Source organism: Rhodococcus sp. KBS0724, from assembly GCF_005938745.2.
GTDB lineage: Bacteria > Actinomycetota > Actinomycetes > Mycobacteriales > Mycobacteriaceae > Rhodococcus_F.
This window is the reverse complement of sequence record NZ_VCBX02000001.1, coordinates 2,867,073-2,888,377: the sequence shown is the minus strand read 5'-3', so window position 1 is coordinate 2,888,377 and position 21,305 is coordinate 2,867,073. Positions and strand designations below refer to the sequence as shown.

General features: G+C 61.8%; 20 protein-coding genes. 7 read left to right on the top strand and 13 right to left on the bottom strand.

Features of this window, described 5'->3' with window-relative positions; all coding sequences use genetic code 11:
- Positions 1-18 precede the first annotated feature (18 nt).
- From FFI94_RS13260 to FFI94_RS13250, 3 genes are all read left to right on the top strand, one after another.
- Positions 19-1,386: an MmgE/PrpD family protein gene (locus tag FFI94_RS13260; protein WP_185993186.1), complete on the top strand. Its 1,368-nt coding sequence runs from the start codon at positions 19-21 to the stop codon at positions 1,384-1,386.
- A 72-nt stretch (positions 1,387-1,458) separates the two neighbouring features.
- Positions 1,459-2,634, top strand: a complete 1,176-nt coding sequence (locus FFI94_RS13255; protein WP_138868269.1) for an acyl-CoA dehydrogenase family protein — start codon at positions 1,459-1,461, stop codon at positions 2,632-2,634.
- A gap of 56 nt (positions 2,635-2,690) precedes the next feature.
- Positions 2,691-3,200, top strand: coding sequence for a flavin reductase family protein (locus FFI94_RS13250; RefSeq protein ID WP_138868268.1), 510 nt, complete (start codon positions 2,691-2,693; stop codon positions 3,198-3,200).
- A gap of 165 nt (positions 3,201-3,365) precedes the next feature.
- Here FFI94_RS13250 and FFI94_RS13245 read toward each other — a convergent pair whose 3' ends face one another.
- Both FFI94_RS13245 and FFI94_RS13240 read right to left on the bottom strand, forming a co-directional pair.
- Positions 3,366-4,556: an FAD-binding oxidoreductase gene (locus FFI94_RS13245; RefSeq protein WP_138868267.1), complete on the bottom strand. Its 1,191-nt coding sequence runs from the start codon at positions 4,554-4,556 to the stop codon at positions 3,366-3,368.
- A 67-nt stretch (positions 4,557-4,623) separates the two neighbouring features.
- The gene (locus FFI94_RS13240; protein ID WP_260684081.1) at positions 4,624-5,859 is read right to left on the bottom strand and encodes an allantoate amidohydrolase; all 1,236 of its coding nucleotides are present in this window, start codon (positions 5,857-5,859) and stop codon (positions 4,624-4,626) included.
- Positions 5,860-6,154: 295 nt separating this feature from the next.
- On the opposite strand from FFI94_RS13240, the gene FFI94_RS13235 reads away from it, so the two are divergent.
- Entirely contained in the window at positions 6,155-7,042 is an 888-nt protein-coding gene (locus FFI94_RS13235; protein ID WP_138868265.1) for a LysR substrate-binding domain-containing protein, read from the top strand.
- Positions 7,043-7,075: 33 nt separating this feature from the next.
- On the opposite strand, the gene FFI94_RS13230 is transcribed toward FFI94_RS13235, so the two are convergent.
- The 5 genes from FFI94_RS13230 to FFI94_RS13210 form a co-directional block, all read right to left on the bottom strand.
- Positions 7,076-8,719 (bottom strand): ABC transporter ATP-binding protein, encoded by a 1,644-nt coding sequence (locus FFI94_RS13230; protein WP_138868264.1) that lies wholly within the window; start codon positions 8,717-8,719, stop codon positions 7,076-7,078.
- 29 nt (positions 8,720-8,748) lie between these two features.
- Positions 8,749-9,603 carry an ABC transporter permease gene (locus FFI94_RS13225; protein WP_397495560.1) on the bottom strand — a complete coding sequence of 285 codons (855 nt, stop codon included), beginning with the start codon at positions 9,601-9,603 and terminating at the stop codon, positions 8,749-8,751.
- Positions 9,604-9,605: 2 nt separating this feature from the next.
- Complete coding sequence (locus tag FFI94_RS13220; protein ID WP_138868262.1) at positions 9,606-10,565, bottom strand: ABC transporter permease; 960 nt, start codon at positions 10,563-10,565, stop codon at positions 9,606-9,608.
- Between the two features lie 6 nt (positions 10,566-10,571).
- Positions 10,572-12,137, bottom strand: a complete 1,566-nt coding sequence (locus FFI94_RS13215) for an ABC transporter substrate-binding protein (protein ID WP_260684079.1) — start codon at positions 12,135-12,137, stop codon at positions 10,572-10,574.
- 120 nt (positions 12,138-12,257) lie between these two features.
- Positions 12,258-13,067 (bottom strand): TauD/TfdA family dioxygenase, encoded by an 810-nt coding sequence (locus tag FFI94_RS13210; protein WP_138868261.1) that lies wholly within the window; start codon positions 13,065-13,067, stop codon positions 12,258-12,260.
- Positions 13,068-13,448: 381 nt separating this feature from the next.
- Here FFI94_RS13210 and FFI94_RS13205 point away from each other — a divergent pair, with 381 nt between their 5' ends.
- A complete protein-coding gene (locus tag FFI94_RS13205) occupies positions 13,449-14,129 on the top strand; it encodes a TetR/AcrR family transcriptional regulator (RefSeq protein WP_138868260.1) in 681 nt (226 codons plus the stop codon).
- 43 nt (positions 14,130-14,172) lie between these two features.
- Here the strand turns inward: FFI94_RS13205 and FFI94_RS13200 are convergent, their stop codons facing one another.
- The gene (locus FFI94_RS13200; protein ID WP_138873163.1) at positions 14,173-14,502 is read right to left on the bottom strand and encodes an amphi-Trp domain-containing protein; all 330 of its coding nucleotides are present in this window, start codon (positions 14,500-14,502) and stop codon (positions 14,173-14,175) included.
- Between the two features lie 95 nt (positions 14,503-14,597).
- Positions 14,598-15,533, bottom strand: a complete 936-nt coding sequence (locus FFI94_RS13195) for an MBL fold metallo-hydrolase (RefSeq protein WP_138868259.1) — start codon at positions 15,531-15,533, stop codon at positions 14,598-14,600.
- Between the two features lie 384 nt (positions 15,534-15,917).
- Between FFI94_RS13195 and FFI94_RS13190 the strand changes: the two genes are divergently transcribed.
- Positions 15,918-16,421, top strand: a complete 504-nt coding sequence (locus FFI94_RS13190; protein WP_138868258.1) for a GNAT family N-acetyltransferase — start codon at positions 15,918-15,920, stop codon at positions 16,419-16,421.
- Between the two features lie 75 nt (positions 16,422-16,496).
- Positions 16,497-17,282, top strand: a complete 786-nt coding sequence (locus tag FFI94_RS13185; protein ID WP_138868257.1) for an IclR family transcriptional regulator — start codon at positions 16,497-16,499, stop codon at positions 17,280-17,282.
- Between the two features lie 4 nt (positions 17,283-17,286).
- On the opposite strand, the gene FFI94_RS13180 is transcribed toward FFI94_RS13185, so the two are convergent.
- From FFI94_RS13180 to dhaL, 4 genes are read right to left on the bottom strand one after another with little or no spacing between them, the layout of a single operon-like run.
- Entirely contained in the window at positions 17,287-18,066 is a 780-nt protein-coding gene (locus FFI94_RS13180; protein ID WP_260684075.1) for an SDR family oxidoreductase, read from the bottom strand.
- Positions 18,053-19,768 (bottom strand): IlvD/Edd family dehydratase, encoded by a 1,716-nt coding sequence (locus FFI94_RS13175; RefSeq protein WP_138868255.1) that lies wholly within the window; start codon positions 19,766-19,768, stop codon positions 18,053-18,055. The genes FFI94_RS13180 and FFI94_RS13175 overlap by 14 nt, the downstream gene beginning before the upstream one ends.
- Positions 19,761-20,654 carry a 3-keto-5-aminohexanoate cleavage protein gene (locus FFI94_RS13170; protein ID WP_138868254.1) on the bottom strand — a complete coding sequence of 298 codons (894 nt, stop codon included), beginning with the start codon at positions 20,652-20,654 and terminating at the stop codon, positions 19,761-19,763. The genes FFI94_RS13175 and FFI94_RS13170 overlap by 8 nt, the downstream gene beginning before the upstream one ends.
- The gene (gene dhaL / locus FFI94_RS34185) at positions 20,651-21,280 is read right to left on the bottom strand and encodes a dihydroxyacetone kinase subunit DhaL (protein WP_138868253.1); all 630 of its coding nucleotides are present in this window, start codon (positions 21,278-21,280) and stop codon (positions 20,651-20,653) included. The genes FFI94_RS13170 and dhaL overlap by 4 nt, the downstream gene beginning before the upstream one ends.
- Positions 21,281-21,305: the final 25 nt, after the last annotated feature.

Sequence of the window (21,305 nt, the reverse complement as noted above, 5' to 3'; positions counted from 1 at the left end):
ATTTCAGGTGTTGCAAATATGACGATCACAGTTGTGCATAACCCAACAACTGATGTGAGCGACGTTTTGGAGTTCGTCGTCGGGCTCACCTGGCAGCAGTTACCGCCCGAGGTTCGACGCCGGCTGGGAATGCTGTGCCTTGACGCCTCCGTTGCGGCCCGCGCCGGAACCCCTTTGCGCTCGGCGCGCATCATCACCGACTACGTCGCGGCAACCATGCGCGGCGACGAGGCAACGTGCCTGCTCGACGGACGCCGAGTCTCGGCACCCGGCGCAGCGCTCGCCAACGGGACCGTGATGAACGCCGTCGACTACGACGACGGACATTCACTCGCCAAGGGCCACCCCGGAGCGGTGATCATCCCGGCCGCGCTCGCGATGGCCGAATCGACCGGCGCCAGCCATGAGGAATTCCTCCTCGCCATAGTGATCGGCTACGAGGTCGGTCTCCGCGCCGCGATTGCGCAGCACGATCGCTGGCCTCTCTTTCACAGCAGCGGCACGTGGGGCGCCGTCGGAGCCGCGGCTGCCAGCGCCCGCCTTCTGAAGCTGGCGCCCGAGCGAGTGGACGCGGCGATCGGTTTGGCGGAGTATCACGCCCCGGTCGACTTGATCATGCGCGCAGTCGCCGAGCCCACCATGGCCAAGGACGCTATGGGGTGGGGAGCGCACGTCGGTGTCACCAGCGCCCAGCTCGCTGCGGCCGGCTTCACTGCCCATCGCTCCGAGTTCGTCGCCGACCGCCTTCGTAGCGTGGTCGCCGATCTGGGCCGCCGATGGCAGCTGATGGATACCTACGTCAAACCGTTTCCGTGCTGCCGCTGGGTGCACCCGGCGCTGGCCGGCGCCGAGCAGATCCTGCGCCGGCTAGGGCGGGAGCGCCTTGATGCCGCCGAAGTAACACGCGTCCAGGTGCGCACCTTCCAAGCCGCGGCCGACCTGGCCCGGATGGTGCCGTCCACGAGCGAAGAGGCCCAGTTCAACCTGATCTGGCCGCTGGCCGCGTACCTGACCACCGGCGGCTTCGGACTCGAGTCGATCACGCGTGATCTCGGGGATCCGGCGATCGCTCGGACAGCCGGCGTCGTGGAGATTGTCGTCGATCCCGACCTCGAAGCCGGGTTCCCCGCAGTCCGACGCAGCTCTCTCACAGTGACATTGGCCGATGGCCGAACAGTAGAGAGCGGGCTGTGCTCGGCCGCCGGAAACGCGGACGACCCGCACTGGGAGTCCGTGGTGCGAAACAAATTCCCCACGATCCCCGACGAGCGCTGGTTCGCTTTCGATGCCGAACCGCTGCCCGCCGAGACCCGAAACCTGGTGGCCGTCGATCCGATGTGCGCGCTGACCTACCCAGTTGAAATGAGGCACCACAACACACACTGATCGCCCTCGCCCTGCACTCACACACCAGCCCTCATATTCCAGCCCTCACATTCCAGCACTGAAGGAGAAACCATGACTTCCCCCGAGCAGACCAAACGCCTGGCCGCGATCGACGCCCTCACAGCAGGTTTCCGAGCCCGTGCCCGCCGCTACGACGACGAAGCGATCTTCCCGACCGAGAACTTCGCCGAACTGCACGAGGCGGACCTCCTCGCGCTGACCCTCCCGGAGAAGTGGGGCGGACCCGGACTGTGGAGCGAAGGCGGATTCGCCGACTACTACGAGCTCATCGAGCGAATGGCCGCCATCGACGCCCCGACTGCACAGCTGTTCCAGGTCCACTCCCACGCCATCGGCATGCTGGCGCACGCGGCCACCGACGCCCAGATGGAGAAGTACGTCGTCCCGATCGCCAAGGCCGGCGAACTGGTCGCGTCGGTCGGCAGTGAGGCGACACCCGGCAAGAACAACGTCGGAACCTCGAGCAACCAGCTGGCCCGCAATGATCATGGTCAGTGGGTTCTCAACTGCACCAAGCACTTCGCCTCTCTCGGCCCCGGCGCCTCGCACTACATCATCTGGCTCGCATTGCCGGGAACGGAGAGTTACGACCACCGCACGGTTGCCGTGCTCGTGCCGCGCGATGTACCCGAGGTCGAATTGATCGACAACTGGGACGTGCTCGGAATGCGTTCCACCGTCAGCTGGGCCGTCAAGGTCACCGACTACGTACTGCCAGACGACGCGATCTTCGGTAAGCCCGGTGCGTGGGAGACCGACGACACCCGCACATTCACACTCGCGTTCGCGGCCAACCACCTCGGCGCCGCTCGGGGAGCATTCGACTTCACTCTCGAATGGGTGCGCGAGCGTCCGCAGTTGGCCACCAGCGAGCTGATCCAGTTCCAGCTCGGCGAACTGGCAGCCAAGCTGTCGACCGCTCGCGCCGCACTGTTCGACGCCGCAGCGGTATGGGATGCCGGCCAGCCGTCGGAGGGCGAGTTCCGCGGAGTCCACGCACTCACGACGGCCAAGCAAGTAGCACTCGAGGTCACGGGGCGCTGCCTCGACATCTGCGGCTCACGCTCCATGTTCAAGACATACCCGCTCGAACGCTTCTACCGCGACACCAGGGCATTCTCACTGCACTACCGGGTGGACAACTACACCCGCAACCTCGGTGCTTCGCTACTCGCGCAGGGATTTTCGGTGAACGGCAACGGCGGCCTCACTCCGACCAACGCTTGACCGCTCACACCCACCACTACCCACCGACAGGCCATCACGACTACGGGAGCAGGCTCATGAAATTGACGACGATCGGCGACGACGTGATGGCCCTGCGGACCGCATACGCCAACCTGCCATCCGGGGTAACTGCCGTGTGCGCCGAAATCGACGGTGAGCTGGTCGGCATGGCGGCAAGTTCCTTCACTGCAGTGTCATTGGATCCGCCGCTGGTCTCGGTGTGCGCCATGAACGGCTCACGGACCTGGCGGCGCCTTCAGGACACGCCGCGGCTCGGTGTCAGCGTGCTGGCAGCGGATCAGGGAACGCTGTGTCGCACCCTGGGCGCAAAGGAGGGGGATCGATTCGCGGGCGTGGAGACCGTCGTGACGTCCGACGGAGCAGTGCTCGTGCAGGGAGCTGGCGTGTGGCTGGAGTGCGAGATTCACAGCCTGTTTCCTGGAGGAGACCACGTCATCGTGCTGCTCCGGGTGCTCGGGCTTGACGTCGACACCGAACGAGATCCGCTCGTACATCACGCCGGCAACTTCCGAGGCCTTGTCTCCCGCACACCGCCTCGGGTCTGACGCGCACCTGTTGCCCACTTCCTGAGTGGGCAACAGGTCCAGCGAAACCCTTTTGCCCCACCACGACCACCACCTCGAAGCGAACGCCAACGTCGTCGTCTCTTCGAGGTGGCGGTCAGCTGGTCTTTGCGGTTCCCGCGCAACCGACGTCGCTCTGACCTCTCGTCAGCGCATTTCGCCGGCACCTTCGTAGGGGTTCAGACTCACCAGCAGGTCGTTCTCGGCAAAACGGGAATACCGGAAGTCGCGGGGGTCCACATTCGGCAGAGTAGTCGAACCGTCGGTTACCAATTCAGCGACAAGCTTGCCGACTGCCGGGGAGATTTTGTATCCGTGCCCGGAGAATCCGGTGGCCAAGAACAAGCCGTCCACCGGCGACGGACCGATGATGGGGTTGTAGTCCGGCGTGACGTCGTACGCCCCGACGTACGAGCTGGTGATACGCGGGTCCGGCATGTCAGGGAGTCGGTGCCCCATCTTCATGACGATCATCTCGAGCGTGCTCTCGTCCGCGCGATTGATGTAGTTGTCCGGGTCGATGTACTGCGGGGCTTGGTGATCCGAATTACCCACCAACAATTCACCATTCGGCTCACGGCACACATAGGAAAGGCCGGCGAGGTCGGAGAGTACCGGCACCACCGGCGTCGGCTCGCCCTGATCGACGAGGACGAGCTGAGCTCGTTGCGCCTTGACGTCCAGATCGAAGCCCAGCGGCGCGGTGAGCGCAGGCGCCCAGGGACCTGTCGCGAGAATAACTGTGCCGCTGTGAATCTCGTTGCCGTCGGCAAGGCGCACACCGTAGACGCGATCGTCGTCGCCGCGAAGTAATTCGGCGACCTCAGTGGACTGCCGAATCGTTACGCCGAGCCGACGGGCCGCAGCACCGAACGCCATACCTGCCATGTACGCCTCCCCGCGTCCACCGCGAGGCTCGTAGGCAAAAGCGGCAAAATCGTCGAGATGAAGTTGGGGCCAGAGTTCATGCATCTTGTCATGGCCGATCAGATCGACGTCGATTCCCAAGCTTTGCATCATGGCGACGTTCTTGTGGAGCGGTTCGACGTTGTTCTCCGCTACCCCCACGACGTATCCACACTGCTGGAAGGCCATGTCGTCGCCGAACAGTTCCGTCGCTCGTTCGAAGACATCGACGCTGTACCAGGACATGGCGGCCAGCGACGGAGTGCCGTAATGAGACCGGACAACTCCGCTTGACTTGCCGGTCATACCGGAACAGGTTGTGTCTCGTTCGACTACGAGGATGTCGGTCTCACCGCGGTCGGCAAGCGACCACGCGATCGCCAATCCCTCGAGGCCGCCTCCGACAATGAGGTAGTTGGTAGTCTCGGTCATCTTGTTTATTCCTTCGGTCCGGTACTTACACGATGCACATGTTAAATCTGTTGGTTACCAGTGGATATCAGCGATTTGACAAGTCCTGAAGTACGTCGGCGAGAGCGACGGCACCAGCCTCGGCATCGACGTCCTCGACGTATTCCTGTGGCGCATGAGAGATTCCGGTGGGATTTCGGACGAACAACATCGCGGTAGGTAGGTATGCAGCCAGCACGCCGGCGTCGTGCCCAGCGCCGGTGGCCAGAATCGGCGCGTCCGGCAGAACACGGCTGATCCGGTCACGCAAGATCGGATCAAAGGAAACGGTAGGGGAAATGGATGCTTCAGTCAGGGTGACGTCACATCCTTCGTCGGCACCGGAACGGTGGGCTGCATCGGCAATATCGGAGACGATCGCGGCGACGACGGCATCGGAGTCATGGCGGACATCGAGCCATACGTCGACCCGCGACGCGATCACGTTGGTACCACCTGGGATTGGATCGAGCTTGCCGACGGTCGCGCGGGCGTCGCGGTGATTGCCCGCGAGACGTCGCACATCAAGGACCGTCTGCGCTGCTGCGATCATCGGATCACGTCGATCGGTCATCAATGTGGTTCCGGCGTGGTTGCCTTGGCCGTTGAACGACAGACGCCATCGGCCGTGCCCGATGATCGACGAGCCGATGGCAACCGGCCGACCAAGGTCGGTCAGGCCCCTCCCCTGCTCGACGTGAAGCTCGACGAATACCCCGATGCCGGCGAGTCGCTCCGGATCGGGGCCGATGTGCCGTGGATCGTGCCCATTCGCGATCGCGAGTTCGGCGTATGTGACACCGTCGGAGTCGACGAGCCCGCGGACGCGGTCAGGATCGACATCGCCGGTGAGCAATTGCGAACCGAGGCAGGCGAGTCCGTAGCGTGAACCTTCCTCTTCCGGGAATACGGCCAACACGACGGGACGACGGGGAACGAAGCCGCGCGCCCGAAGAAGATCGATGGCGATCAATGCCGTCGCAACGCCGAGAGGGCCGTCGTAGGCGCCTCCCCCCGGAACCGAATCGAGGTGACTGCCGGTGGCTACGGCGTCACACAGGGGCAGACCTGCCGGGTTCCACCACGCCCAGATGATGCCGTTGCGGTCGGTTTCGACGTCAAGCGAGCGACGCTGCGCCTCGGAAATGAACCACTCGCGAAGTTCCATGTCAGCGGCGGAGTAGATGGGTCGGCTATAGCCGCCACGAGTGGGATCGTTTCCGACAGCGGCTATGTCGGACATCAGGCCGACCACGGTTGCCGGGCCGACTGTGGATGTATTCACAAGCGAGTTCTTTCGTCGGGCCGCACCCAATCGGTGCAGCATTGGAGGATTACATGACGGGACGGCGAGGATACGAAATAAATGACGGCGTAACGCAATTGGATAAAGTTGTCATCGCGGGTCGACGCCCCCGCGCGGGCAGAAGCGTGGCGTTCAATGTGGCTGGCGGACATCGAAGTCATGGACCGGGTCCGGATGGCGTGACGATGTTCGTTCATTCAGTACATCGCACTAATTGTTTGCAGTCCAATACTTAAATTGGGGTAATTGATAACAGATACGGAATAATCATCGAATGGAACTTCGACATCTTCGCTACTTCGTCGCAGTCGCAGAAGAGCTGCACTTCGGTAAAGCGGCTGCACGCCTACATATCTCACAACCTCCGCTCAGCGTGCATATTCGCGAGCTCGAGTCCGAGATCGGTACGCGGTTGTTCGATCGGTCGACCCGACGGGTGAGCTTGACGCCTGCCGGGGAGGCATTCCGGGAACGAGTGACCGTGCTGCTTGCAACACTCCAGGATGCCGTCATCGAAGCTGCAGATTTCGGCGCTGGGAAACGAGGCCGCGTGCGAGTCGGCTTCGTCAGTTCTGCCAGCGTCACCATCCTGCCCCGCGCGGTGCGACGATTCCGGGACACGCACCCTTCAGTGGAGGTGAAGCTGGATCCCTTGACCACCCGAGAGCAGCTCGAAGCCCTACGTACCAACTCCCTCGACGTCGGTCTTGTTCGGACAGCCACGGTCGACGACGACATCAACATCGAGCCGCTGCTTACAGAGCCAATGGTCGCAGTAGTACCCAAGGAGCATTCGCTGGCGCGTCTACGATCGGTTGCGCCCGCCCAACTAGCACACGAACGGCTCGTACTGTTTCCACGTGAGATGATGCCGGGATTCGTCGGTCAAGTGTGGGACATGTTGCGCGACCACACTGTCCAACTGAATGTTGTCCAAGAAGCGATCCATCACGAAACCGTGGTAGGCCTGGTGTCCGCCGGCGTCGGGATATCAATACTGCCTGCGTCGGTGTCACGAGTACAGACCCCTGACACTGTTATCCTGCCGATCGACGGCGCCCCGTCCTCGTCGCTGATGGTCGCCACCCGCGCAGGTGAAGATTCCGTCATCGTCACGGAATTTCTGCGTTGCCTTCACACCAGTGCCCCGGCAAGCGCCTAGCTGTGACCCGTGTGCACGCACCACTGCGCACGGTTACACAGCGAGCGAGGCCAAGTGAGTCGAGCGATCGCGGGCAATCGTGGGGTCAGGCACCGGAACGGCGTCGATCAAGGCCCTCGTGTAGGCATCACGCGGTGCGGTGAAGACCGCGTCGACGCTGCCGATCTCAACAACGGAGCCGGATCGCAGCACTGCAACCCGGTCCGCGACCTGGTGGACAACGGCGAGGTCGTGGCTGATGAACAGGCAAGCAAACCCGAGATCACGCTGCACCTCGGTGAACAGCTCCAGCACCTCGGCCTGCACCGAGACGTCGAGCGCGCTGGTCGGCTCGTCCGCAATCACCAGCTTGGGCGTCAGCGCCAGTGCGCGGGCGAGTGCAACGCGCTGCCGTTGCCCACCCGAGAGTTGATGTGGAAAACGGTCGGCCAACGTACTGGGCAACCGAACGGCGTCGAGCATCTCGAGTACGCGAGCGCGCCTTTCCCCCGCCGTACCGATCTTGTGGACGTCGAACGGCTCACGGATGGTTGCTGCGATCGTCAGTTTCGGGTCGAGGGAGGCGGCGGGGTCCTGGTGAACAAATGCGAGATCACGGCGTAGTTCCTGCAGCTGCCGTGGCGGTGTTTCAGCAAGATCGTGGTCACCGAACAGAACACGTCCAGCCGCCAACGGCACCAAACCGGCAGCAACGCGGCCGAGCGTGGTCTTTCCGGAACCCGACTCACCGACAAGACCGAGGACCTCGCCCCGGCGGACCGTAAGGCTCACGTCGTCAACTGCCAGGAAGGCAGGACTGCCATGTCTGGCCGGGAACTGCACTGTGGCGCTCGCGAATTCGAGCACAGTATCCTCGGTCGACTCCACCGGAACCGAAACCGGAACCGGAGCCGCCTCCTCGGGAAGGCGCGGCACTGCAGCCAGCAGTCGGCGGGTGTACGGGTGGGTCGGCGCTGCGAACAGTGCGTGCGTGTCCCCCACCTCGGCAACTTCACCATGCCGGAGGACGATCACTCGATCTGCATGCTGCGCAACAACTCCCATGTTGTGAGTGATGAGCAGAATTCCCATTCCGGTCCGCTGACGGATCCGGTCGAGCAGTGCCAGGATCTCGGCTTGCACGGTGACATCGAGCGCGGTGGTCGGTTCATCGGCGATCAGCAGATCGGGCTCGTTGGCCAGCGCCAACGCGATCGCAACACGCTGCTTCTGCCCGCCGGAGAGTTGATGCGGAAAGTAATCGACGCGGCGCTGTGGATCCGGAATCTCCACCTGCTCGAGGAGTTCGATTGCGCGGGCGCGAGCATCACGGGATGTGACTGTGCGATGTGCGCGAATCGCTTCTTTGATCTGCCATCCGACACGACGGACGGGATTGAGCGCGCTCTGCGGTTCCTGGAAAATCAGCGCGACTGTGGAGCCCCTCAGCCGATTCAATTCGTCCTCGGTCGCATCGAGTACGGATGTGCCGTCCAGGTCGATCGAACCGCGCGCCTCGGCTCCGTCAGGGAGTAGACCGAGGATCGCGCGGGCCGTCATCGACTTACCCGAACCGGACTCCCCCACGAGGGCGACGACCTCACCCCGGCACACCTCGAGAGTGACATCGTTGACGGCGGGAGGCTGCTGCCCGAAGGCAATATGCAGGTCGCGGACGGAGAGGAGAGCAGTTCGCACGAGGGTGTCCTTGTTCGGAAGAAGAGTAGTTATCGGCGCCGAGACCTGGCGGCCAGCGCTTGCGAAATCAGGAGCAGTCCGAGGACCAGAACAACAACGACCAGAAGCGGACCGAAAACAAAGAACGGCGAATGATAGGCATTCTGGGTTCCCTCTTTGATGAGTGAACCCAGCGACGGCATCGGCGGAATGACACCGAGCCCGAGGAAGCTCATCGCGCCTTCGACGAACACACCGACCGACATCGCCAGTGCGAGTTGAACGGTAAGTGGTTCAAGGCAATTGGGCAGAACGTGGCGTCGTAAGATCCAACCTTCACCCGCACCCAGAGTTCGGGCCGATTCGACGTACGGCAGCTCGCGCACAGTCAGCACCGACGTTCGCATCAGCCTGCCGAACACCGGGATTTCGGCGAGCACGATAACAACCGAGATCGTCACGATTCCCGGGCCGATAACCATCGTCAATGCGATAGCGAGAACGATTGTCGGGAATGCGAGAATCAGGTCGAAAGAGCGTTGAAGCACGGTATCGAGCCAGGCGGCGCGCGATGCGGCCAGACCGAGGAACGAGCCGATCACAGCTCCCACCGGGACAGCTACGAAGATCACCAGCAGGTCGATGCGAATACCGTACAGCGTCCGCGAAAACACGTCGCGTCCAACAGAATCCGTACCGAACCAATGATCACTGCTCGGGCCGAGCAGAGTCGCCCCACGTATCTGTTCGTCCGGTGCGAACGGAGCGAGCCACGGCGCGAGCAGTCCGGCAAGGACAACTGCCCCGACCAACGCGGCGCCGATCAGTCCGCGACCGCTTCGCAGCGCAGTCCAGCGGTCGTCCCGGTCGGCGCCGGTACCGTCGGCAGACTTCTCGAGAGACATGGTCATGGCTGACTCCCCAATCGAATTCGAGGGTCGAGCCACGCGTTGACGAGATCCGTGGCGAGCTGAACGATGACAAAAAGAACCACGGAGAACAACAGCATTACCTGGACCACCGGGTAATCCCGGCTCGAGATCGCACGCTCGATGAGGTTTCCGAGGCCTGGCCAGGCAAAGATCGCCTCGACGAGTACGGCGCCACCGAGGAGATGACCGATCTGCATCCCCAATACCGTCACGGTCGACGGCAGCGCGTTGGGCAGCACTTGAGTCAGAATGATCCGTCGACGCGAAATACCCAGGGCTCGAGCCGTTGTGACGTACGACTCGGCGAGTTGACTGCGAAGCGACTCGGTGAGAAACCGGGTCAGCGCGGCCGCAATCGGAAGCCCGAGACATATCGCGGGAAGGATCAGATACTGCACCGTGATGCCCGGGTCGTCCAGAAAACCCTTGCGGGGAATTCCACCGGCCGGCAACACCGCCCAGACCACACCGAACAACACCACCAGGAGCGCTCCCGTCACGAAGTTCGGGATCGCGACGGCGACAGTGCCGAACGCTGTCACGATGCTGTTGAGCCACCGCCGATCGATGATGACCGACACCGTACTCAAGCCGAGGGCAACAGCAACCGCAAAAATCAACGCGGTGATCGAGAGGAGCAAGGTATTACCAAGCGCATCGAGCATCAGCGCGGAAATCTCGCCACCGAGAATCAACGACCGACCGAGGTCGAAGGTCAGAATTCCGCCGATCCACGAAAAGTACTGGACCAGTGGGGAACCGTTCAGCCCCAACTCGTCACGCAGTGCTTCCAGAGCCTGCGGAGTTGCATCCGGACCGGCCAACACACTGGCTGGGTCACCAGGTACCAGTCGCAACAGAGTGAAGATCACTATCGAGCCGACTGCCAGAACCAGCAAGGCCGAGGGCAGTCGGCGAAGTGCATACGAGAGCATGACCGATCACTCGCTCAAATAGGCATTGCTCAGATCGAGTTCCGCCCTCTTCGACCAGTCCACGTCGTGGACAGCTGCGGACATCGCGAGCGTATTGTCTGCATTGAGCAGTCCGATCACCACGACATTGTCGAGCAGTTCGTGGTTCAGAACCTGGTATGCCGCAAGAGCTTCCGGACTCTTCGGATCGGTGATTCGCCACACCGCTTCGGTAGCAGCCTGGTAATCCGCATCGATGAAATTCGACGTGTTCTTGTAGGCATTGAACGGATAGGCGCTGGTCGGCAGCGTCGAGGGTGTGTACTGCGCGAATACATGCGAGGTGATCCAGAGCCCGCCATACGTTCCGCCGATCAGATTCTTCACCGACGTCGCAGCATCGATTGGTTCGATGACCGTCGTGATACCGACTGCGGCAAGGTCCGCTTGAATGATCTGAGCGATGGATTCCGACTCGCTCGATCCCGCGGTGTAGCTGATCGGAATGACCGGGATGTCGCCAACCTCGGCGACGAGTGCCTTCGCCTTGTCGACGTCATGGTTGTACGTGGAGTTGAGGCTCGCATCGAACGCCGGCGAGTACTCCGGCCACGGCAGGTTGTCGGATGTGCCATGCCCTTGATTCACGTCGTCGAGTAGCCGTTCGCGATCCACAGCATGAGCGATTGCCTGGCGGACGCGGACATCCCCCAGACCCGGGGCCTGCACATTCGCACCGATGTACCACGTGCGCAGTACGCCGGTCTGATCGACGACCTCGAAGTTGGGGTCGGCGGCGAGCATATCGGCATCACGCGGAGCCGCGTTGAGCAGCAGATCCAGCTGCCCCGACCGAAGTTGCGACACCCGCGTCTGGGCATCGGGAACAATGACGTACTCGACGCCGTCGAGGTTGGGTGCGCCGTCCCAGTACTGCTCGTTGGCCTCGAAGGTCATTCCGGTGCCGGGTTGCCAGTTGGCGAAGGTGAAAGCTCCGGTTCCGTTGTATGCCTTACCCGAATCGAAGTCGGCCATGGTGTTGCGGTCGATGACGGGCACGACATCGAGCAGATCGAAAAAGTTGCCGGCCGAATGCGCGAGTGTGAGCACAATCGTGTGATCATCAGGCCTGTTGTAGTTGGTGATCAGCTGCGCCGTTCGTGCGAGCTGGCCGGAACGGGCTGGGTCCGCGTAGGTTTCGAGGCTGAACTGCACATCGTCCGACGTCATCGGGCGTCCGTCGTGGAACGTGACGTCGGGCCGCAGCGTGAGCGTGATCGTCAACCCGTCTTCGGACACCTGCCACGATTCGGCAAGCGCAGGCTGCGGGTCGAGGCTTCCCGCCGGATAGGTAATCAGCGTGTCGTAGACGAGTCCGGAGAGCGCGGCATTCACCGGAACGCCCGAGAAGAACGAGGCCGGGGTCAGATCCCCACTGTCGCCGATCCGCAAGATGCCGCCCTCGACAACCTCCGTTCCCGCACCGGCCTGATCCACGGCCGAGCTACATCCCGTCACGGTGAGAGCACCGAAGAGAGCAACGGCGACCAGCCCCCGCAGGGAGGGACGTCTGAGGATGGAGCGGCTGTTCACGGAGAAACCTTTCGAGGGGCCCTGCAGGGGCAAGTGCTGCTGGTGGTCGGGATGAAAGATCATGCTGCTCACGGACAGTGGTTCGTGAACGGCAGGGAGAGACGCGCGACGACTTCAGTGTCAGCGAGCAGGGATGGGAGCTTCGGGAGCAGCCTCGATGCGATGGATGCGGCGCGGCTGATCCGCGTAGTCGTAGATCGCATTGTGCTGGACAAAATGGTTGTCCCAGATAGCGATTTCGCCAACGGTCCACTGGCGGCGGACCGTGAATTCCGGCCGGATCGACACTGCCTTGAGTACGCCCAGGATCGCAGCACTCTCGTCCGCGTCGAGTTCGTTGATGTAGCTGGTGAACAGGTCGTTGATGAAGAGTGCTTCGCGCCCGGTCTCGGGATGCCGGATCACCAACGGGTGATCGGCTTCGGGAACATTCTCCCTCGGTGCGATGCGGTGCTTAGCGGTCAAGCCGTACAGGAGTTCACGCAACGGCGCCGACAGAGCGTCGAGTGCCTCGGACTGGTTGGACCACATGGTGTCGCCGCCGAACTCCGGAAGAACCTGCATGTGAAGAATGCTGAACCTGGACGGAGCGTCACGCCACGAAACGTCGCAGTGCCAGCGATTGGCCTGGTACGCGCTTCCGTTCTCGGTGCCGATCACGCTGATCTCGCGGTAGCCCTCGTCGCCGAGGTTCGACAGGTGCTCGTGCGGAAGAACTACCTCGCCGAAGTGCTGCGCGAACGCCCGGTGGATTGCCGGATCGAGGCCCTGTTCGGGAAAGAAAAGCACGCCGTAGCGGTACAGCGCGTCCTTGACCAGTCGAACGTCGGCGTCCGTCAGAGAGTCCACCCGGAGTCCCCGCACTTCGGCGCCGATCTTGCCGGCGAGGGGCACGATTGTAGTTGTCGTGGGTTCTGCGATTGCGGTCATCAATCTTCCTCGAAACGTATGCGGGTGTGTGCAAATTGGACTGCGTTCAAAGTAATCAACTTTTATTATTTTGAGCATCGTTAAAATTTCGATGATTTAAGCATTGACGAACGGCTCGTTGACCCGTATATTCGCGCACCCGTCACCATTGCCAGGCCGCTCGCCTCTGACACGACCCACAACCCCAGCAGCGCAATCGGTTTCACCGCCGCCACTGGGTCTTCCGATGTTCGGGCACCGGAATTCGCCAATGCTCATGCCGTCCCGCCACATTCGATCCCCCAGCGCAAAAGTATTGACGGCGAGCCGATACCCTGACGGCCGCGGGAAGTCCCCCTGACGGGTCAGGCAGCAACACAGTCGCCGGTAGGGTCGACGAGTGTGACCTCAAAACGTGGCCGATACCGCGCGGGAGAACAGACACGCGTACAACTCATCGAAACCGCGGAGCGACTCTTTGCACTCAGCGGGTACGAGGGCGTCTCCGTCTCCGACATCCGCACTGCGGCAGGCCAGCAGAATGCATCGGTAATCGCCTATTACTTCGGCTCGAAGGAAAATTTGCTTCACGCGATATTCGCTCATCGCCTACCCGCTATCAACGCGGACAGGGAAGCAATGATGCTCCGGACAAGCTCACAGGGTGCGAATCTGACCACGCGCGAGGCGTTGTGGGCAATCGTGCAGCCCTTGGCCAACAGCATCGGCCCGGACAACCACTACGTGGCGCTACTCGATCGGCTGATGGAAACGGCTATCCTCGGTCGCGTCTTCACCACCGCAGACCCGACCGTGACAACAAGTGGATCCGCCGTCAATCAGAGCCTCAACGACAGCCTGGCCGAATTCTCCGAAGACGTTCGAGCGCAACGCATCCAGATCGTGTACACAAGTTATCTTCGGGTGTTGGCGGGTTACGACAGACAAAGCACGCGCCCCAGCCATGCGCAGCTGTGCGCCCTGATCGACGGATGGGAAGCACTACTACAAGCCCCCGTGTCCCAGGAAACTCTCGACGCCCAGAAGGACGCCCAGCTGAAACCGACTCCGTCGAACCGCTGACGGAGCCCGGTCGGCTAGCGGTTCGCCTGGCGCTGCATGCCGATCAGGTGGCGGGGTTCTTGCGCGGCCGGCCACGACGCGCAGTTTTGGCCGGAGGCGGAGTCGACGCTTTCGTTTGCGTCTCCTCGACCTTCGTGTCACCGGACGGATCGTCTCGCCAACTGATCTCGATCTCGATCTCGGTCTCGTCTCCGTCGACCTCTATCTCGAACTCCCACCGGACCCGATTGGCGACGACGATTTCAATAGAGTCGCCCTCCGAGCCCAGCTCCACCTCCGAACCGCTCGCAAGGGCATGTCCGAGCGCAATGAGCCGCTCGGAGACCTCTTTCCGGGACAGCTCGGATTTCCGCTTGATCTCCAACTTGGGCACGACGGACTCCTGACCTCGGCACAGTGTCTCTTCACCGTAGCTGCTGGCGCAGCAGTACCCGGTCCGAACCGGAAAAACCGACGTCAACGCTGCCGTCATACGCCGTCTGCAGGTTCCCTCACAGCAAGAACAGACGCTGCCTCGGGCACTCCGATTGCGTTGAATCCGACTACGATCGGTTCATCGAGCGGAAAGTGCGCTGGTAGCAGCAGGATTCCTTCGCGCGCACACCGATCGACCAACCCGGTGCGGGTACGCAACGACACAGCTGGATCAGCGTCGCCGGCTTGGCAGAGGTCCGGGTACAGAAACTGGATGGGATGGTGAATGACATCACCCGAGATGACCGCGCCGCCATCGGGAGTCAGGATCTCCACCGTGAGATGACCACCGGTATGCCCCGGCGCAACCCGCACCACAACCGTCGTCTCTTCGTGCTCCACCAGAATATGGCCGTCGTCGACGGCCACCCATGCCGCCGCGTCGAGTACCGGACGAACGCTGTCCTCGAAGGTCTTCACCAGGTCGGAGACCACCCCGTCGTCAGCACCTGATGCGGCGAGCTGCTGGAGTCCTTCGAGTTCGATGCGTCCGAAAACGTATGTGGCACCTGGGAATGTCGGTTTCCATACACCCGAGTCGAGTGTGGTGTTCCAACCGCAGTGATCGGGGTGCAGGTGGGTGCTGATGACAAGATCGACAGTGTCGACGTCGATTCCGGTGGCCGCAAAACGCGTGAGGTAATCGGTATCGAACATGTGGTGCGGCAATAGATTCGGCCGATTCTTGTCGTTGCCGTTTCCGGTGTCCACAACAATCGTCTTACCACCGATTTCCACGACGTAGGTGTGGATCGCGAGCACGAGATCCCCACTGCGCCTGTCCACGAAAGGCTCCGCCAAAAGACCGGACGCAGCGTCGATTTCCGCCTCGCTGATCATCGGAAACAGATCGCGCGCCGGAAACGGCCAGTACGCCAATTCTGTCAGTTGTGTTACGTGCGCTGATCCGATGTCGATGCCGAAGCTCATCCGCCTTGCCCTTCGATTCACTCGGGCACATCAGTGTAATGCGCACCGTACAAAATACTGACCGCACACCACTGCGGCCTCAACCATCAATTCCCGATCATCGGACCTATTCCCCATCACACGGGCACACGCTCATGCGAGACGAGTTGCAATCGTTCGGATCCGAATGGATCCGCTTCGGTCCGATTCCAGGATTCATCGGTCATCGAGCTGTCAATTCTCGCCAGTCCCATCTTCCTCAGGTAGGCACCGGGACCTCAGCCTCCGGGCGTCCGGCCGCCGCAGAGTTTCACTTGTGGATACTATTCGTGTCGAACTGACCACACCCCTGCGTCAGGATGTTCGAACTCGCACCTGCCGTAAATTTTCGGATGGACACCACGTATGACACAAGACATCGAGACTTCGTCCCTGCATATTCGCGAGGTGCCGTGGTCCGATCCTGATGCCGAGGAACTACGCGGCGCAATGGCTGCCGAAGTGGGACCGCGGTACTCCGATCGCGTATCCGACGTCGACCGTGCCGCTGCAAATTCGGTTGACCCACAATCAGTTCACCTGACTGTGGTGGTGTACGCCAGTGACAGCGAAACCGTCGAACCACAAGCGGTGGGTCATGCCACACTTCGTTGGAACGGCGCGGATCTGGAATTGAAGCGGATGTACGTCAGCCCCACACATCGCGGATGCGGAGTATCCACTCTCCTCTTGGACGCGGTCGAGGATGCAGCCCGGAAGGCTGGGCGGCCACGCCTGATTCTCCAGACCGGGGACCGTCAACCCGACGCAGTCAGATTGTATGAAAAGAGCGGATATTCGCGGATACCGATCTTCTCTCCTTACGAAGTAATGCCGTTTTCGAACTGTTTCGAAAAAGTCTTCGGGTAGCGCGCCTCTCACTGTTGCTTTCGTCTGTCCATCAGCCGCTCGACAATCCGTCGCCAGGCGGACAGAATACTCAGAGTGAGTCCCATTCATCGGACCGATGGCGAGATTTCAGCGATCGGTCGATCCACCGAGATCTTGAAGACATTCCGTGACAGCTCAGGCGTTCTCAGCGCTGCAGCGCTGGTCCGTCGTACCGGCATGGCAAAAACGACCGTGTATCGAATGGTCGACGATCTTGTCCGCGTCGGGTTGCTCGAACGACAAGGTACCAACTACCGACTCGGCCTGCTGCTGTTCGAGATCGGTGAATCCGTTCCACGGCAGCGCAACCTCCGTGAAGCAGCGCGGCGGCACCTCTCGGCCCTTCGTGAAGCAACCGGGCACAATGTCGGCCTCGCAGTCCTGGACGGTTTCGACGTGGTGTACCTGGATGTCTTCCGCGGCGACGACGGTCCACGCCTTCCACAACAGATCGGGGGTCGATGGCCGGCACACGCAAGTTGTTCCGGCAAAGCAATATTGGCGTTCACCGACCTAGCCGACGTCGCGATTCCCGACATCCTGAAAGCACACACCGAGAACACCATCACAGATCCCGAACTCTTCCACAGCGAACTGGATCGGGTCCGAAAGCGAGGCGTTGCCTTCGACCGCCAAGAAGCCCTTCCTCGAATTGTCGGCGCAGCTGCGCCTATCTTCGGTCCCGACGAGGACGTTCTCGGCGCCATCTCCATCTCCGGAATGGCCGGCCGCATCAATCTGACCCGGATCGATGCGGCCGTGCGAACCACTGCAATCGCTATCTCACGTGACCTGTCGAACGCACAGTCCGTTGTCCGGCCGGTGCTGCAGCGACGCTGAAGTCTCAGCCACGTCCGACGTACGGCATGCGGTTGGCCATGATGGTCAACGTCGGAATGTTGACATCCAACGGCAGATCTATCAGCTGCACAACGGTATCGGCCACATGACGCGGATCGAAAGTCGGTTCGGGCTTCGTTGTACCGTCAGCCTGCCTGGCCGAGTGGCTGACACCCGCAGTCATATCCGTTGAGGCGTTACCGATATCGATTTGGCTGCAACAGATATCGAACTCGCGGCCGTCGAGGGATATCGACTTCGTCAATCCGGAAACGCCGTGTTTGGTGGCCGTGTAAGCAGCGCTCGCCGGTCTCGGCGTGTGCGCGGACAGCGAACCGTTGTTGATGATGCGGCCACCTCGAGGATCTTGAGTCTTCATGATCCGAACTGCCTCCCGTGCACAGAGAAACACGCCGGTGAGGTTGGCCGCGACGGTCTCGTTCCAGGCAGCCGGATCAATCTCGTCCACGCTTCCCGAGGGCCCGAAAGTCCCCGCATTGTTGATCAGCACATCGAGTCTGCCGAATCTTGCCGACACCGCAGCGAAGAGTTCGCGAACCGAGTCGGCCGACGAGACGTCCGCGGAATGCACATTCGCACGCTCGTACCCTTCGGCTACCGCTTCGAGCTTCTCCCTGTTCCGGCCAACCAACACGACATGGTGTCCGGCATCGAGTAAGCCCGTGGCCATGGCGCGGCCGAGCCCCGATCCCGCACCCGTCACCACTACAACCCGACCAGCCCGCTCAGTTGCAACGCGAGCGGCCCGCTCAGTGATTGTCACCATGGACCTCCGTTCCGCGTTTCCCCACGAGGAAGTCGAAATCTACTCCCCTGTCAGCCTGCATCACATGATCGACGAACAGTCGCTGATACCCACTCGTGAACTTCGCCGCGGGCAGCGGCAACGCCAGAAGTCGCTGCGCCAACTCCTCGTCGTCGACGAGAAGGCGCAGCACGCCACGCTGAACATCCAGTTCGATCATGTCACCGTCTCGGACGGCGCCAAGCGGTCCACCCGCGGCCGCCTCCGGCGCAACGTGCAACACCACGGCACCGAATGCAGTTCCACTCATTCGCGCGTCGGAGATCCTCACCATGTCTCGTACGCCCTGCTCCAGCAGTTTCCGTGGAAGCGGCAGGTTACCCACCTCGGGCATCCCGGGGAATCCCTTCGGTCCCGCACCCGTGAGAACGATGACGTCATCAGCTTCGATGTCGAGATCCGGTGAGTCGATACGTGCAGTGAAGTCGTCCATTCCGTGAAAGACGACTGCACGCCCCACATGACTCAGCAACTCAGGTGACGCGGCGGACGGCTTGATCACGGCACCGTTCGGTGCGAGATTCCCCGTCAGCACTGCGATTCCCGCCTGCTCACGCAGCGGAGTTTCCGTGCTGCGGATGACGTCAGAGTCCCACACCACTTCACCGGAATTGTTCTCGCCCAGCGTTTTACCGGTGACTGTCAGTGCATCCCGGTGAAGTGCGTCGCCGAGTTCGGCGATCACTGCAGGCAGGCCGCCGGCGTAGAAGAAGTCTTCCATCAGGAATGTGCCAGAAGGCATGAGGTTGACCAGTAGCGGAACGTCTCGGCTCTGCTCACCGAAGTCAGCGAGTTCCAGTGGTATCTCCAGCCTTCCCGCGATGGCAAGTAAGTGCACCACAGCGTTGGTGGAACCACCGATGGCCGTGTTGACTCTGATCGCGTTCTCCAGCGACCGTCGGTCCACCACCGCGGACATCGTAAGATTCTCGGCCACCATCTCCACGATCCGAACCCCGCTGTCTCGCGCCAGGACTCGCCGCCGTGAGTCCACCGCGGGAATCGCCGCATTTCCCGGAAGAGTGAGACCCAGCGCCTCCACGATCGATGCCATCGTCGAGGCGGTACCCATCGTGTTGCAATGGCCCGGCGACCGCGACATCGCCGATTCGGCTGCCCTGAACTCACATTCGCTCATGCAACCGGCTCGAACGGCTTCACTCATCTCGAATACCGACGTCCCCGATCCCACAGTTTTACCCTGATGACGGCCGTTGAGCATGGGCCCGCCGGAGACGACAATGGTCGGAAGGTCGCAACTCGCGGCGCCCATCACCAGCGCCGGAGTGGTCTTGTCACAGCCGCAGAGTAATACGACGCCGTCGACAGGGTTTGCCCGAATCGACTCCTCCACATCCATGCTCACGAGGTTGCGGTACAGCATCGTCGTCGGTCGAATGATTGTCTCTCCCAGCGACATCACCGGAAACTCGACGGGGAATCCTCCAGCTTCGATGATTCCCAGGCGAACCTGCTCGGCCAAGTCCCGGAAATGGGCGTTACACGGAGTGAGTTCTGAATAGGTGTTGCAGATTCCGATAACCGGACGTCCGTCGAACATTCGGTCGGGGATGCCCTGGTTTTTCATCCACGATCTGTGGATGAAGGCATTGAGATCGTTGCCACCGAACCAATCCTGTGATCGTAGTGTTCTATCCATCAGTGCGGTCCAATCCGAGTATGGCCCTGGCTTCGTCCGGGGTCGCCGGTTGCAATCCGAGACTCTCGACGATCCCGACGATGTTTTCCACCAACCGGACGTTCTCGGCCGGCTCGCCGGTCTCGAGAAATGGATAGTCCTCGATCCCTACCCGTACGTGTCCGCCGAGCACGAGCGCATGGGTGAGTCCACGTATTTGATCGCTACCACTGATGCTCACCGAGAAGACGGAATTCTCCGGCAAGTACTCCACCATCTCCTGCAAGTTCTTCGGGGAGTACGGCATCGCATTCTGAAAAGTGTGGTCGAGACCGAGAACCAGGTTGACGAGGTGGGGCCCCGGATATCCGGCGGTGAGGTCCCGGATTTCCTGCAGCAGATGGGTGGGACTGAACGCTTCCCACTCCGGGGTGATTCCCAGCGCGCGCATGGCGGACGCGAGTTCGGCTGCGCGACTCGGCGGCGTATCCATCAGCACCTCACCAACCGGAGAGATCACATACGCGGTGATCGCATCCAGCGTGCACGTGTCGGCGCCGCCGTACAGGCCCTGCAGCCTCGCGTCCCAGTCGACGACGCGACTTCCGTCGCTGCGGGTACGCACCATGTCACCGTTGACGCCACCACCGGTCGAGTTGTTCAGCACGATGTCGCAACGTTCACGGACCAGCGTGTTCATATGGCGATAGATGGCAGCGTCGCACGTCGCTTGATCGTCCGGTCTGCGTGCGTGCAGCGCCGCCACACTCGCGCCGGCGCTGTGACATCTCGCAACATCCGCGGCAATCTGCTGGGGCTGTGTCGGGATATGTGGGTTGTCCGCCGCTGTGAGGAAGCCGCCTGTGGGGGCAACCGTCACAATCACCTTGTCCCTGAGATCGTTCACGCCGGATCACCTTCCCGCTGCGCCGCAGAAAAGAACATCGCGATCGCGGCTGCACCCGGATCTTCGACACCACGGGCATGTTCACCCACGTACGTAGCGCGTCCACGCCGCGCAAGCATCGAGCGCGTCGACTTTGCCCCGCGCCGCGCCGCGCCGGCGGCAGCGTCCAGCGCAGCAAAGACGGTCGATCCGGAGGCTGCGGCATCCGACAACGCGTCAGCGGCTGGAACCATGGCATCGACCATTGTCTTGTGACCCACCTGCGCATTGCCCAAGCGCTGAACCGCCGAGGTCGCCGCCGTCAGAGCAGACGCAAAATCTTCTGCGGTGACGGCATCTCCGGTTATCGCTCCGATCCTGCCGAACCACAGCCCGAGCAGTGGTCCGCTAGTGCCGCCGGTGTCGAGAAAAGCGTCGGACACGCGAGCGAATATCCCACCGGGGTCAGACGGCGGATCCAGGTCGATCCGGCGCACCGCGCCGCGCAGACCGGAGCGCAGATTCATACCGAAGTCCCCGTCACCGACGAGCCGGTCGAGGTCGGTGAGGGCATCGAACTGGTCTTCGGCCTGGGCGGCAAATCGATTGATCCAAGCATGCGTGTCGCCGACGTTCAGCGTTGTCATCATGAAGCTCTTTTCGGTAGTGCAG

Bases quoted from the DNA above. Each gene is read 5' to 3' on its own strand.
- FFI94_RS13190 (WP_138868258.1), top strand. From the start codon at position 15,918: ATGACACAAGACATCGAGACTTCGTCCCTGCATATTCGCGAGGTGCCG.
- FFI94_RS13245 (WP_138868267.1), bottom strand. From the start codon at position 4,556: ATGACCGAGACTACCAACTACCTCATTGTCGGAGGCGGCCTCGAGGGA.
- FFI94_RS13255 (WP_138868269.1), top strand. From the start codon at position 1,459: ATGACTTCCCCCGAGCAGACCAAACGCCTGGCCGCGATCGACGCCCTC.
- FFI94_RS13225 (WP_397495560.1), bottom strand. From the start codon at position 9,603: ATGTCTCTCGAGAAGTCTGCCGACGGTACCGGCGCCGACCGGGACGAC.
- FFI94_RS13175 (WP_138868255.1), bottom strand. From the start codon at position 19,768: ATGGATAGAACACTACGATCACAGGATTGGTTCGGTGGCAACGATCTC.
- FFI94_RS13195 (WP_138868259.1), bottom strand. From the start codon at position 15,533: ATGAGCTTCGGCATCGACATCGGATCAGCGCACGTAACACAACTGACA.
- FFI94_RS13210 (WP_138868261.1), bottom strand. From the start codon at position 13,067: ATGACCGCAATCGCAGAACCCACGACAACTACAATCGTGCCCCTCGCC.
- FFI94_RS13235 (WP_138868265.1), top strand. From the start codon at position 6,155: ATGGAACTTCGACATCTTCGCTACTTCGTCGCAGTCGCAGAAGAGCTG.
- FFI94_RS13250 (WP_138868268.1), top strand. From the start codon at position 2,691: ATGAAATTGACGACGATCGGCGACGACGTGATGGCCCTGCGGACCGCA.
- FFI94_RS13220 (WP_138868262.1), bottom strand. From the start codon at position 10,565: ATGCTCTCGTATGCACTTCGCCGACTGCCCTCGGCCTTGCTGGTTCTG.
- dhaL (WP_138868253.1), bottom strand. From the start codon at position 21,280: ATGACAACGCTGAACGTCGGCGACACGCATGCTTGGATCAATCGATTT.
- FFI94_RS13260 (WP_185993186.1), top strand. From the start codon at position 19: ATGACGATCACAGTTGTGCATAACCCAACAACTGATGTGAGCGACGTT.